A 12,597-nucleotide genomic window follows, 5' to 3' on the forward strand; every position below is an offset into this window, starting at 1 on the left:
CCCCGTTTCCCCCGTACTCCCCCGTGTCCCCCCGCCGGACCCCCGTTCGGTCGTTCCCCCGGGTCCCCCGGTCTCGCTCCCGCCGACGCCTGGCCGGCGGAAGGAGCGGATCCGGGGTAGCTCCGTTCCGGCGCCCCGTGTCGCCGGTACCGGAGCCGAACCCCTTCTCCGTGCCTCCACTCTCTCGTTCACGCACCTCGGCCCCCATCCGCGCGCATACTCATCTCACCGGCTAGGTACGCGTACTCAGGCCTGCGCACTCATCCCCAAGCCCCTCTGTCGCCGACTGGTTACGATCACGTCCGTGTCCATACTTCCCTTGATCTTCACCAGCGCCTGGGCCAGCGGCATCAACTCCTACGCCGTGGTCCTGCTGCTCGGCGTGTTCGGCGCGACCGGGCTGAGCGAGGAGGTGCCCGAGGCGCTTCAGCGGCCGGACGTACTGATCGCGGCCGGTGTGCTGTTCCTGTGCGAGGCCGTCGCCGACAAGATCCCGTACGTGGACTCGGCCTGGGACTCGGTGCACACCGTGATCCGGCCGGTGGCCGGCGCGGTCGTCGCGGCACTGCTCGCCGGACAGAGCGGGTCGCTGCCGGAGCTGGCGGCGGGCGCGGTCGGCGGCTCCACGGCGCTGGTGAGCCACCTGGTCAAGGCCGGGACGCGGATGGCGGTCAACACCTCGCCGGAGCCGTTCAGCAACATCGTGGTGAGCATCGCCGAGGATCTCGGGGTCGGCGCCCTCATCACCCTCGCGATCTTCTACCCCGTCGCTGCGGCGGTCATCGCGGGCACCCTGCTGCTCGCCGGGCTGCTGCTGCTCCTCTTCCTGGTCTCGCGGATCCGTCGCTTCCTGCGGCGCAGGGCCGAGCGGCGGGCCGAGAAACGGCTCGGTCAGACGGTGACCCAGCGGTCCGGCTGAGCTGTCGTTCGAGGTCAGTGGGCCGTTGTCAGTGGCGGCCGATAAAGTCCCACGCATGGCACGGATTGCGGTGATCGGCGCCGGCATGGGCGCGATGGCGGCCGCTGCCCGGCTGGCCGTCGCGGGCCACCGGGTGGCGGTGTACGAGCGTACGGAGACGTACGGCGGAGCGGTGCGCGGCCTCGAGCGCGACGGCTTCGCGTTCGACACGGGCCCCGGGCTGCTCCCGCTCCCGGCCGTCTACCGCGACCTGTTCATCAAGACCGGCAAGGAGCCGCTGGAGGCGTGCGTCGAGCTGGTCCAGGTCGACCCTTCCGCGCGGCACGTCTTCGCGGACGGCACCGAGCTCTCCCTGCCGAACGCCTCGCGCGCGGGCGTCGTGGCCGCCCTCGACGAGGCGCTGGGCACCGGAACCGGCGCCCGCTGGGGCGACTTCCTGGTCCGCGCCCGCGAGGCCTGGGACCGCACGCGCAGGCCCCTGCTGGAGGAGCCCCTGTGGCCGAACTGGCAGGTGCTGGCCGACCGCGAGCCCTATCCCGCGGTCCCCCACAAGCGACTCCTGCGCACCCGCCGAGCCGGCACCCTCGCCGAGGTCGGCGCCTGGGAGCTGCGCGACCCGCGGCTCGTCGCCCTGCTGGAGAGCCACGCGCTCGGCTACGGCCTGGACCCACGCGTGGCCCCGGCGAGCGCGGCGGTGCTGCCGTACCTGGAGCACGCGTTCGGGACCTGGTATGTGCGGGGCGGCATACGGGAGTTGGCGCGGGCCGTGTACGAGCGGTGCGTGGCCAGGAAGGTCGACTTCAGCTTCGGTGCCGAGGTCGTGCGCATTCGGGACAAGGACGGCCGAGCGGCGGGGGTGGAGTTGGCCGACGGGACGGCGGCGGAGGCGGACTTCGTGGTCGCCGGGGTGACTCCCGGGGTCCTGGACCGTCTCGTCCGGGAAGCACCGGTCCGAGGCGCGGACGAGGTCGCGCCCCAGCACGGCGCAGCGAGCCGTCTGACGGTGCTGCTGGCCCTGCGAGGCGGCCGACCGGAAGGTGCGGCGCACCGCACAGTCGTGCACGCGGATAGTCGCGAGACCGAGCTGGACGCCCTGTTCGGCACCGCTCCCGGCGTGCCCGCGAGGCCCACGGTCACCGTACTGCGGCCCGACGACCCCGAACTGGTTCCGGACCCCGGCCATGAGGCGATCACGCTCAGCTCGGTGGTGCCCGCACAGACCGACCGGAGCCGGGCGGAGCCGGAGGTCTTCGACCTGCACGCCGAGAATCTGATCGCCGCCGCCGAGCGTGCCGTGCCGGGCCTGCACGGCCGCCTCCTCTGGCACGAGGTGTGTACTCCGGCCGACATCGCGGAGACGACCGGCGCGCAGGGCGGAGCGGTTCCGGCGCCTGCGCTCGCCGCGGGCGAAGGACGTCTGCTGCACCCGTCCAACAGCACAGCCATACCCGGCCTGTTCACCGTGGGCGGCTGGTCCCACCCCGGCGGCGGTCTGCCTCACGCCGGTATGTCGGGCGCGCTGGTGGCCGGGCTGATCGTGGAGGGGCCGGAATTCCGGGGCTCGCAGTGATCCCCGCGTAGGGCGTCTCGCGGAGGGCGCCCCGTCGGCCCATCGGCTCGTCCGCCGTCAGAAGCGGTACTGCTCGTCGTACCCGTTCCCCTGGCCCTGGCCCTGCTGCCGGCCGTCGCCCTGGTACGGGTACTGCTGCTCCGGCGGGAGTTCGCCGCCGTACGCCTCGTCGGTGCGCTGCTGCGGGACCCAGACGCCGCCGGGCGGGGTCTCGCCGTAGGTGCCGGTGCCGGTCGCGTACTGGTCCTGGGCGTAGCCCTGCTGGCCGTACTGCTGCTGGCCGTAGGCGTCGTAGGAGGCGTCGCCGTAGGTCTGGGTGCCGATGTACGGGTCGGAGTAGGCGGCGTACTGCTGCTGTCCGGTGGCGTCGTAGCCGTACTGCTGCTGGTCGTAGCCGGTGTAGCCGGCGTCGTACCCATAGTTCTGGTCGGCCGTCGCGTACTGGTCCTGGGGCTGACCGGCGGCCGCGTAGTTCTGGTCGGCGGCGGCGTAGGCGGGGTCGCTGTATATGCCGTACGAGCCGGTGTCCTCCGGGAGGGGCTGCGGCTCGTAGACGGAGGTCGTCTCCGCGGCCGTGGGCCGGGCCGGGCGGGAGGGGGTGAAGACGTCGTCGCGGTCGTAGTCGTCCTGGTCGTAACCGAGGTTGTCCTGGCTGTGGTTGGCGTCGTTGCCCGCGAAGCCGCCGGTCGCCTCGAGGTCGGAGACCTCCAGGGTCGGCTCCTGGCGGTCCGGTTCGCCGCGGCGGCGCTTGGCGGCGGCCAGGGGGCCGAGGGCCGGTGCGGAGACGGCCCAGCCGGCCGAGAAGCCGCGGCGGAACGACAGCGTGACGTAGGTCTGGCCGACCGCGAACGCCGCCGCGCCCAGGCCGATGACGATGACGGACGGGATCAGTACCCCGACCACGACGCCGAGGAAGCCGACGAAGGCGAGCAGCCGCCAGCGCAGCCGCGCCTTGTACTGCAACAGCACTTCGCCCAGCAGCCACAGCGCGACGATGCCGAACGCGATGTAGAGGACCGTCCAGCCCATGTACGCCCCTCTCCCAGTGGCCGCCTACGCAGTGTGACGTATATCAGGACGGCCGGTCTAGGCCTGCGGTGGGTGGTGCAGGCCCAGGTTCTCGTAGATTTCCAGCGTCGCCGTGGAGTTGTTGAGCGTGATGAAGTGCAGTCCGGGCACTCCCTCGGCCAGCAGCCGTGCGCAGAACTCCGTGGCGAACTCGATGCCAATGGAGCGTACAGCCGCCGGATCGTCCTTTGCTGTGAGGATCCGCTCTTTCAGGGCGGCCGGGAAAGAGGCGTTGGTGAGGGACGGGATCCGCTCCAGCGTCCTTACGCTGGCGATCGGCATGATCTCCGGAATGATCGGGGTGTCGCAGCCGGCGGCCGAGACACGGTCACGCAACCGCAGGTAGTCCTCGGGTTCGAAGAACATTTGCGTGATCGCGTAGTCCGCGCCGGCACGGCACTTGCCGATGAAGTGACTGACGTCCGTCTCCCAGTCGGCGGAGCGCGGGTGCATCGCCGGGAAGGCCGCGACGCCGACGCAGAAATCTCCGGACGCCTTGATCAGTTCGACGAGCTCGGCGGCGTAGGTCAGACCCTGCGGGTGCCGCACCCAGTCACCCAGCGGGTCGCCGGGCGGGTCGCCGCGCAGCGCCAGCATGTTGCGGATCCCGGCGTCGGCGTACTGGCCGATGATGTTGCGCAGGTCGGCCACCGAGTGGTCGACGGCGGTGAGGTGGGCGATCGGGGTGAGCGTGGTGTCCGAGGCGATGGCCTCGGTCGCCTTGACCGTGCCCGCGCGGGTGGAGCCGCCCGCGCCGTAGGTCACGGAGACGAAGTCGGGTCCGACCGCCTCGACCCGGCGCAGCGCGTTCCACAGGTTCCGCTCGCCCTTCGGGGTCTTGGGGGCGTAGAACTCGAAGGAGTACGTCGTCTTGCCGGTCGCGAGCATCTCGCGCACGGTACGAGCGTGGTCCGATCTGATGGATGCGGTGCCGAGGGCCATACTCGCAGGTTAACCAGGGGCCCTCGGTCCCCCAACCGGGCGCCGGACATTTGCCCGAATTGTCGGGTTGTTGTCCACGCCTTGGACAACAAGGGGTAACAGAGCAACATCACCGGGGCCGGACGGAGCCCCGGGGCCGTGAATCGCCACGGCACCGACCACTGGCTGAGACGGACCAGGGACGAAAGTGAGACGCGGATCCTTGAGGAAACGCGGCGCCGGCCTACGCCTGCCGCAGCCGCTTCGCGAACTCCGCCGCCGCCCCGGCCGGGTCGGCGGCCTCGGTGATCGCCCGTACGACGACGACGCGGCGGGCGCCCGCCTCCAGCACCTCGTCGAGGTTGGTCAGGTCGATGCCGCCGATGGCGAACCAGGGACGGTCCGTGCCCAGCGCGGCGGTACGACGGACCAGGTCGAGGCCGGGGGCGTGGCGGCCGGGCTTGGTGGGGGTGGGCCAGCAGGGGCCGGTGCAGAAGTAGTCCACGCCCTCCTGGACGGCGGCCGCGGAGGCCTCTGACTCGGCGTGCGTCGAGCGGCCGACGAGGATGTCGCCGCCGAGGATCGCGCGGGCGACGGGGACGGGGAGGTCGCCCTGGCCGAGGTGCAGGACGTCGGCGCCGGCGGCGTGGGCCACGTCGGCACGGTCGTTGACCGCGAGAAGCTTGCCGTGCCGGGCGCATGCGTCGGCGAAGACCTTCAGATGCTCCAGCTCCTCGGCCGCCTCCATGCCCTTGTCGCGCAGCTGCACGATGTCCACGCCGCCGGCCAGCACGGCGTCCAGGAACTCCGCGAGGTCGCCCTGCCGCTTACGGGCGTCGGTGCAGAGATAGAGCCGGGCGTCGGCGAGCTGAGCGCGGGCGGTGCCTGAGGCGGCGGTGTCGGACATGCGGGAGCCCCCTGTGATCGGGTTGCCGGGCGGATGCGTCGGGCCGGTGCCGGACGGTGGCACGGTATCCGGAGCGGCACGGTACCTGGGGCAGGACGCGGGGTCGCGGCCGGTGGGCGGTGGGCTTGAGGTCCGCGGGCTTGAGGTCCGCGGGCTTGAGGTCCGCGGGCTGCGGTGGGCGCGGGGCCTGCGGACTCATGGCTGCTGGCTGCTGGCTGCTGGCTGCTGGCCGCTTGCCCGGAGCCAGGGCAGCGACACCGGCCCGGCGCTGTGGCAGCACCACGGCCGGCACCCGGCCCGTCAGCACCCGGCCCTGCCCGCACGACAGACTTCGGCACCGGCACTGTGGCCGGAACCCAGGCGTGCCATGCCGGTCGCCCGCTCGTGGCCCCACGGCAAACTCGAAGCCGCAGCGCGACCAACGGCCGCCACCCGAGGGTGGGCGTGCGATGCAGGCCAGCCAGGGGTGTTGCCGCCGACCCGGGTCGGATGCCACCCCGGCGCAGGCCAAGGTGTCACCGACGTACGGTCGGGACCCGAGGGGCCCGTGCGGCAGGCACTCCGCCGACAGGCCCTCGCCAGGCGCGGCCAAGTCGCGCCCTCGGCCCCTGCGGGCCACAGCCGCAGTCACCCGCGACCGTGGCCCGCTGGGCGCCCCGGCCCGTACGCCGGACGGTGTTCGGATCTGTTGGTGGGATCAGACGGCGAGCGCCTGGGCGCGGCGCTTCACCTCCGTGCCGCGATTCTCGCTGAGGGCCTGTGCGGGGGTGCCGGGCAGACTCTCGTCGGGGGTGAAGAGCCACTCCAGCATCTCTTCGTCGGTGAAGCCGTCGTCCCGCAGGAGCGTCAGGGTCCCGGACAGGCCCTTGACGACCTTCTGCTCGGCCCCGTCGATGAAGGCGGCGGGGACGTGCAGTGCGCGGTTCTCACCACGGCGTACGGCGATGAGCTGGCCCTCCTTGACCAGCTGCCGCACACGCGTCACCTCGACATCGAGCATTTCTGCGATGTCGGGCAGCGTGAGCCAGGCGGGGACGAGAGCATCGATCTTTGCGTCAATCTCGGTCACGGAAACAAGCCTGCCATCTGCCACTGACAGTCGGAAGCCAGGCCGGGCCACCCGGGCAGGGCCGGCGCGCTACGCCGTCGCCGCCTTCATCGGCTTTGCGGGGTCCACCAGCAGCTCCGCGTTCATCGGCGTGCCCGCCTCGATCAGCCGCCGCCCCTGCGCCAGGTCCCTCGGCCGGCCCACCGCCAGCAGGGCGACGAGACGCTCGCCCTTCAGCCAGCAGACACTCCAGGCGGGCCCCGACGGGTCGCCGCGCCACAGCAGCGTGTCGGCCGCGGCGTGATGGCCGGCGTACTGAACGAAACGGCCGAACTGCTCGGACCAGAAGTACGGCACGGGGTCGTAGACCGCGGAGGTCTCACCGAGGATGTTCGCGGCGACCGTACGAGGGCCCTGGAGAGCGTTGTCCCAGTGGTGGACCAGCAGGCGCTCGCCATACCTTCCCGAAGGGAAGGAGGCGCAGTCGCCGACCGCGTAGACGTCCGGCACGGAGGTGCGCAGGCGGTCGTCGGCCACGACCTCGCCGTGCGTTCCCAGCTCGATGCCCGAGCCGGCCAGCCAGGCCGTGGCGGGCCGGGCCCCGATGCCGACCACGACGGCGCCCGCCGGAAGCCGCGAGCCGTCGTCGAGGATCACTGCCCCGGGCTCGACGCGCTCCACGCGCGCGTGCGTGCGCAGCACCGCCCCGCTGTCCTCGTACCAGGCGCTCATCGGCGCCGCCACCTCCGCGGGCAGCGCTCCCGCGAGCGGCCGGTCGGCGGCCTCCACGACGGTCACCGCGCAGCCCGCCTCGCGCGCGGCCGTGGCGAACTCCGCGCCGATCCAGCCCGCGCCGACGACCACGATGTCGTGCTGCCGCGCGAGCACCGGCCGCAGCCGCTCGGCGTCGTCCAGGGTGCGCAGCAGATGCACACCGGCCACGCCCTCCGTGCCCGGCAGCCGGATCGGTTCGGCGCCGGTGGCGAGGACGAGGGCGTCGTACGGGACCGGCCCGGCCTCGGTGTCCAGTTCGTGGTCGGCGGGGCGCACGCCCAGCACCTCGCGGCCCAGCCGCAGTTCGATGCCGAGTGCCTCGAAGTCGACGTCGAAGGCGGAGCCCTCGGCCTTTCCGAGCAGTACGGCCTTGGACAGGGGCGGCCGGTCGTACGGCTGGTGGGGCTCGGCGCCGATCAGGGTGACGGTCCCGGTGAAGCCCTGTTCCCGCAGGGCGACCGCTGTCTGCACCCCGGCCATGCCCGCACCGGCGATGACCACGCGGGACGTCGGTGACGTGCCCAGTTGCTGCGTCTGCTCGCTCACCTGATCACCATAGACAAGTGACTGTTCGTCAGTCAGGGGGCGTGCTGGGTGAGCTGCTCCACAACGCTGGTTCCCGAGCCGTCCTGCGACTCCCACTCCCAGGTCTCGTCCAGTCGCACCCGCCCGTCGGGCAGTTCGACCACCGTCGACACACAGTGCCCCGACGAGGTCGTCCCGTCCCGCTTCAGCTGTACGTACCGGAAGTCCAGCCGGTCACCGTCCCTGGTGCCCACCAGGTGCCCGCGCACGACGTCTCCGCCGCTGTACTCGGCCCAGATCTCGCCGTCCTTCTCGTGGTACGTGAACCGGGTGCGGGTACCCACCTGACCTGGGGCTTGGTCGGCCACGGGGGCGAGGACGAGACCGTCGAGAGATCTATGGGGCGGGGCGGAGCCCCTGGTTTGAGGGTGGTGGTGGGAGACGGGCGGGCGGGCCACGGGCGAAGGCTCCCTTACTGAGACTTACGGCGGACGGCTAGGGTGGCCAACGTAGAGCACTCGCGGGAGCCCGGACGCACCGGGCTGAGAGGGAGGCTGGCGGCCTCCGACCGTACGAACCTGATCCGGGTCATGCCGGCGAAGGGAGGGGCTGGACGCCCATGTCGCATACGCGAACGTCAGACGTCCTCGTCATCGGGGGCGGAATCATCGGCCTGGTCACGGCATGGCGGGCCGCGCAACACGGGTTCACGACGACCGTCGTGGACCCCGAGCCGGGCGGCGGCGCCGCCCAGGTGGCCGCGGGCATGCTGGCCGCCGTCACGGAACTGCACTACGGCGAGCAGACCCTGCTCGGCCTGAATCTCGCCTCGGCCCGCCGCTACCCGGACTTCGCGGCCGAGCTGACCGACCTCACCGGCCACGACCTCGGCTATCGCCGGTGCGGCACGCTCGCCGTGGCCCTGGACGCCGACGACCGCGCCCATCTGCGCGAACTGCACACCCTGCAACGCCGGTCGGGGTTGGAGTCCGAGTGGCTGTCGGGGCGTGAGTGCCGGCGCCTGGAGCCGATGCTCGCGCCGGGTGTGCGCGGCGGACTCCGGGTGGACGGCGACCACCAGATCGACCCGCGGCGGCTGGCCGGCGCGCTGGTGGCCGCGTGCGAGGGGGCGGGGGTCGTCTTCCACCGCACCTGGGCCGCGCGCCTCGACGTGGTACGGGACCGGGCTGCCGGTGTCACCACGACGGGCGGTACCGAGCTCGGCGCCGGGCAGGTGGTCCTCGCGGCCGGCAGCCTCAGCGGGCGGCTCGCGGGCGTCCCGGACGACGTACTGCCGCCGGTGCGTCCCGTGAAGGGGCAGGTGCTGCGGCTGACCGTGCCGAAGCGGTACGCGCCGTTCCTGAGCCGGACCGTGCGGGCCGTGGTGCGGGGCAGTCAGGTGTACCTGGTGCCGCGCGAGAGCGGGGAGCTGGTCGTCGGGGCCACGAGCGAGGAGCTGGGCTGGGACACGACGGTGACCGCGGGCGGGGTGTACGAGCTGCTGCGCGACGCCCACGAGCTGGTGCCGGGCATCACCGAGCTGCCGCTCACCGAGACCCGCGCGGGACTGCGCCCCGGCTCACCCGACAACGCGCCGCTGCTCGGGCGGACCGAGCTGGCCGGGCTGTCGCTGGCCACCGGGCACTACCGCAACGGCGTGCTGCTGACGCCGGTCACCGGCGATGCCATGGCGCAGGTCCTGACCACCGGTGAACTCCCGGACGAGGCCCGGCCGTTCACGCCCCGGCGCTTCGGCGCCGCCGCACTCACGGAGCAGCCCGCATGAACCTCCCGGTCACCCCGGTCACCATCTCGGTCAACGGCGAGCGTCGGCAGATCGAGCCCGGCACGGCTCTCGACGCGCTCGTCAAGTCCCTCACCGCGGCGCCCTCCGGAGTGGCCGCCGCCCTCAACGAAACCGTCGTCCCGCGCGCGCAGTGGCCGTCGACGTCCCTCTCCGAGGGGGACCGCGTCGAGGTCCTCACCGCCGTCCAAGGAGGCTGAACCATGGCCGACGATCCCTTTGTCATCGGCGACACGTCCTTCACGTCCCGGCTGATCATGGGCACGGGCGGGGCGCCCAGCCTGGAGGTCCTGGAGCGGGCGCTGGTGGCGTCCGGGACGGAGCTGACCACGGTCGCGATGCGGCGGGTGGATCCTTCGGTGCACGGCTCCGTGCTGTCGGTCCTGGAAAAGCTCGGGATCCGGGTGCTGCCGAACACCGCGGGGTGCTTCACGGCGGGAGAGGCCGTGCTGACGGCCCGCCTCGCGCGCGAGGCGCTCGGTACGGATCTGGTCAAGCTGGAGGTCATCGCCGACGAGCGGACGCTGCTGCCGGACCCGATCGAGCTGCTGGACGCCGCGGAGACGCTGGTGGACGACGGGTTCACCGTGCTGCCGTACACGAACGACGACCCTGTGCTGGCGCGCAAGCTGGAGGACGTCGGCTGTGCGGCGATCATGCCGCTCGGCTCCCCGATCGGGTCGGGGCTCGGCATCCGCAATCCGCACAACTTCCAGTTGATCATGGAGCACGCGCGCGTGCCGGTGATTCTGGACGCGGGCGCCGGTACGGCGTCGGACGCGGCGCTCGCGATGGAGCTGGGGTGCGCGGGCGTGATGCTCGCCTCGGCGGTGACGCGGGCGCAGGAGCCGGTGCTGATGGCCGACGCGATGCGGCACGCGGTGGAGGCGGGGCGGCTGGCGTACCGGGCGGGGCGGATTCCGAAGCGGCACTTCGCGGAGGCGTCCTCTCCGGTTGAGGGCATGGCACGGCTGGATCCGGAACGCCCCGCCTTCTGAACGCGCGTTCGACAGAAAGCCTTCGGCCCATGAGGCGTCCGTCACAGGTCGGCTTCAGTACCGGCCCGATCCCGGCCGAACCCGTCGGCGTGTCAGTGACGGCTCGTACACTCACCTGCGTGGATACGACCCTTCAGGACCCTCTGGTCGGGCAGGTGCTCGACGGCCGGTATCGCGTGGACGCGCGGATCGCCGTCGGCGGGATGGCCACGGTCTACCGGGCCGTGGACACCCGCCTGGACCGCGTGCTCGCGCTCAAGGTGATGCATCCGGCGCTGGCGGTGGACGGGGTCTTCGTCGAGCGGTTCATCCGGGAGGCGAAGTCCGTCGCCCGGCTGGCGCACCCCAACGTGGTGCAGGTCTTCGACCAGGGCACCGACGGGTCGTACGTCTATCTCGCCATGGAGTACGTCGCGGGCTGCACCCTGCGTGACGTCCTGCGCGAGCGCGGGGCGCTCCAGCCCCGGGCCGCCCTGGACATCCTGGAGCCGGTGCTCGCCGCGCTCGGCGCCGCGCACCGGGCCGGTTTCGTGCACCGGGACATGAAGCCGGAGAACGTGCTGATAGGGGACGACGGCCGGGTCAAGGTCGCCGACTTCGGGCTCGTGCGGTCCGTGGACACCGTGACCAGCACCACCGGTGCCGTGCTCGGCACCGTCTCCTATCTCGCGCCCGAGCAGATCGAGCAGCCCGGCACCGCCGACGCCCGCGTCGACGTGTACGCGTGCGGGGTCGTGCTGTACGAGATGCTCACCGGTGACAAGCCGCACGACGGCGACTCCCCCGCTGTGGTGCTCTACAAGCACCTGCACGACGACGTCCCGCCGCCCTCGGCGATCGTGCCCGGGCTGGCGTACGAGCTCGACGAGCTGGTCGCGTCGGCCACCGCACGCACCCCGGAGATCCGCCCGTACGACGCCGTGGCGCTGCTCGGGCAGGTCCGTCAGGCGCGTGCCGCGCTGAGCGAGGACCAGCTGGACGCGGTTCCGCCGCAGGCGCTCACGACGGAGCACGGCAACGCCGACGACCGTACGAGCGTGATCCCGCGCGCGCTGACGATCCAGCGGCCGCTGCCCGTGAACGAGGACGAGCCCGAGGCCGTCTTCAACCGGACCAGCCGGCTGGCGACTCCCCCGCCCCCGCCACGCCGGCGGGGGCGTACCGCGCGTGCTCCGCGCGGCCCGTTGATCATCGTCGCCGCCGTCCTGCTGGCCCTCGGCCTCGGCGTCGGCATCTGGTACATCAACTCCGGCCAGTTCACCGAGGTTCCGCCGCTGCTCTCCAAGACCGAGGCACAGGCCAAGGACCGGCTGGAGGACGCCGGGCTGGAGGTCGGCAAGGTCGAGCGCGCCTACAGTGACACCTTCGATCGTGGCACCGTCATCAGCTCGGACCCGAAGTCGGGCTCCCGCATCCGGCACAACGACTCCGTGGGTCTGGTCCTCTCACTGGGGCCGAAGACCGTGAAGGTGCCCGATCTCCAGGGCTATCCGCTGGACAAGGCGAAGAGCGAGCTGAAGGAGATCGGCCTGGAGCCGGGCAGGGTGACCCGGGAGTTCAACGACGACGTCACCAGGGGTTCAGTGATCTCCTCGGTCCCCAGAACCGACACCAAGGTCCGCTCCGGCTCCGCGATCGAGCTCACCGTCAGCAAGGGCAGCCCGGTGGACGTCCCGGACGTCACCGGCGAGAGCCCGGCCGCCGCGCGGGCCGAGCTGGAGCAGGCCGGCCTGAAGGTGAAGATCGCCCCCACGCGGGTGAACTCCGGGTTCGACGCGGGCCAGGTCGCCCAGCAGACCCCGGCAGCGGGCGGCAAGCCGGCCGCCGAGGGGGACACCGTCACCCTGACGCTGTCCAAGGGGCCCGAGATGATCGAGGTCCCGGACGTCGTCGGCGACAACGTCGACGACGCCACGGCGCAGCTGAAGGCCGCCGGCTTCGAGGTCGACGAGGACCGTGGCCTGCTCGGGCTGTTCGGCGACACCGTCAAGAAGCAGTCCGTGAAGGGCGGGAAGACGGCGCCCAAGGGGTCGACGATCACGATCACCATCCGATGACCGGGG

The 12,597-nt window shown here is 72.2% G+C and carries 12 protein-coding genes and 1 riboswitch; of the genes, 6 read left to right on the forward strand and 6 right to left on the reverse strand.

The window, feature by feature from the left end:
• The first annotated feature begins 304 nt into the window (after positions 1 to 304).
• On the forward strand, positions 305 to 919 hold the full coding sequence (locus KUM44_RS19525) for a DUF4126 domain-containing protein (protein ID WP_217209388.1): 615 nt from the start codon (positions 305 to 307) through the stop codon (positions 917 to 919).
• Positions 920 to 974: 55 nt separating this feature from the next.
• Entirely contained in the window at positions 975 to 2,489 is a 1,515-nt protein-coding gene (locus tag KUM44_RS19530; protein WP_217209389.1) for an NAD(P)/FAD-dependent oxidoreductase, read from the forward strand.
• 57 nt (positions 2,490 to 2,546) lie between these two features.
• Here the strand turns inward: KUM44_RS19530 and KUM44_RS19535 are convergent, their stop codons facing one another.
• The 6 genes from KUM44_RS19535 to KUM44_RS19560 form a co-directional block, all read right to left on the reverse strand.
• Positions 2,547 to 3,518 (reverse strand): hypothetical protein, encoded by a 972-nt coding sequence (locus tag KUM44_RS19535; protein WP_217209390.1) that lies wholly within the window; start codon positions 3,516 to 3,518, stop codon positions 2,547 to 2,549.
• A 57-nt stretch (positions 3,519 to 3,575) separates the two neighbouring features.
• Positions 3,576 to 4,499: a methylenetetrahydrofolate reductase [NAD(P)H] gene (gene metF, locus KUM44_RS19540; RefSeq protein WP_217209391.1), complete on the reverse strand. Its 924-nt coding sequence runs from the start codon at positions 4,497 to 4,499 to the stop codon at positions 3,576 to 3,578.
• 223 nt (positions 4,500 to 4,722) lie between these two features.
• The gene (gene thiE, locus KUM44_RS19545) at positions 4,723 to 5,385 is read right to left on the reverse strand and encodes a thiamine phosphate synthase (RefSeq protein ID WP_217209393.1); all 663 of its coding nucleotides are present in this window, start codon (positions 5,383 to 5,385) and stop codon (positions 4,723 to 4,725) included.
• A gap of 697 nt (positions 5,386 to 6,082) precedes the next feature.
• Entirely contained in the window at positions 6,083 to 6,454 is a 372-nt protein-coding gene (locus tag KUM44_RS19550) for an Rv2175c family DNA-binding protein (RefSeq protein ID WP_123760175.1), read from the reverse strand.
• A 69-nt stretch (positions 6,455 to 6,523) separates the two neighbouring features.
• On the reverse strand, positions 6,524 to 7,753 hold the full coding sequence (locus KUM44_RS19555; RefSeq protein WP_217209395.1) for an NAD(P)/FAD-dependent oxidoreductase: 1,230 nt from the start codon (positions 7,751 to 7,753) through the stop codon (positions 6,524 to 6,526).
• Between the two features lie 32 nt (positions 7,754 to 7,785).
• On the reverse strand, positions 7,786 to 8,100 hold the full coding sequence (locus KUM44_RS19560) for a hypothetical protein (protein WP_308402667.1): 315 nt from the start codon (positions 8,098 to 8,100) through the stop codon (positions 7,786 to 7,788).
• 142 nt (positions 8,101 to 8,242) lie between these two features.
• Positions 8,243 to 8,354, forward strand: a riboswitch (TPP riboswitch).
• Here KUM44_RS19560 and thiO point away from each other — a divergent pair.
• The 4 genes from thiO to pknB all read left to right on the forward strand — a co-directional run bounded on the left by thiO (position 8,352) and on the right by pknB (position 12,591).
• Positions 8,352 to 9,518, forward strand: a complete 1,167-nt coding sequence (gene thiO, locus KUM44_RS19565) for a glycine oxidase ThiO (RefSeq protein WP_217209398.1) — start codon at positions 8,352 to 8,354, stop codon at positions 9,516 to 9,518. Its footprint overlaps the riboswitch before it by 3 nt.
• Complete coding sequence (thiS, locus tag KUM44_RS19570) at positions 9,515 to 9,736, forward strand: sulfur carrier protein ThiS (RefSeq protein WP_217209399.1); 222 nt, start codon at positions 9,515 to 9,517, stop codon at positions 9,734 to 9,736. The genes thiO and thiS overlap by 4 nt, the downstream gene beginning before the upstream one ends.
• A 3-nt stretch (positions 9,737 to 9,739) precedes the next feature.
• Positions 9,740 to 10,534, forward strand: a complete 795-nt coding sequence (locus tag KUM44_RS19575) for a thiazole synthase (RefSeq protein ID WP_217209400.1) — start codon at positions 9,740 to 9,742, stop codon at positions 10,532 to 10,534.
• A 119-nt stretch (positions 10,535 to 10,653) separates the two neighbouring features.
• Positions 10,654 to 12,591, forward strand: coding sequence for a Stk1 family PASTA domain-containing Ser/Thr kinase (gene pknB / locus KUM44_RS19580; RefSeq protein WP_308402668.1), 1,938 nt, complete (start codon positions 10,654 to 10,656; stop codon positions 12,589 to 12,591).
• The last annotated feature ends 6 nt before the right edge of the window (positions 12,592 to 12,597 follow it).

Source organism: Streptomyces sp. AC550_RSS872 (assembly GCF_019049285.1).
Lineage (GTDB): Bacteria > Actinomycetota > Actinomycetes > Streptomycetales > Streptomycetaceae > Streptomyces.

What these genes read in the sequence shown, in the direction of transcription:
- thiE (WP_217209393.1), bottom strand. Translation starts at nt 5,385, where the DNA reads ATGTCCGACACCGCCGCCTCAGGCACCGCCCGCGCTCAGCTCGCCGAC.
- KUM44_RS19530 (WP_217209389.1), top strand. Translation starts at nt 975, where the DNA reads ATGGCACGGATTGCGGTGATCGGCGCCGGCATGGGCGCGATGGCGGCC.
- metF (WP_217209391.1), bottom strand. Translation starts at nt 4,499, where the DNA reads ATGGCCCTCGGCACCGCATCCATCAGATCGGACCACGCTCGTACCGTG.
- thiO (WP_217209398.1), top strand. Translation starts at nt 8,352, where the DNA reads ATGTCGCATACGCGAACGTCAGACGTCCTCGTCATCGGGGGCGGAATC.
- KUM44_RS19575 (WP_217209400.1), top strand. Translation starts at nt 9,740, where the DNA reads ATGGCCGACGATCCCTTTGTCATCGGCGACACGTCCTTCACGTCCCGG.
- thiS (WP_217209399.1), top strand. Translation starts at nt 9,515, where the DNA reads ATGAACCTCCCGGTCACCCCGGTCACCATCTCGGTCAACGGCGAGCGT.
- KUM44_RS19535 (WP_217209390.1), bottom strand. Translation starts at nt 3,518, where the DNA reads ATGGGCTGGACGGTCCTCTACATCGCGTTCGGCATCGTCGCGCTGTGG.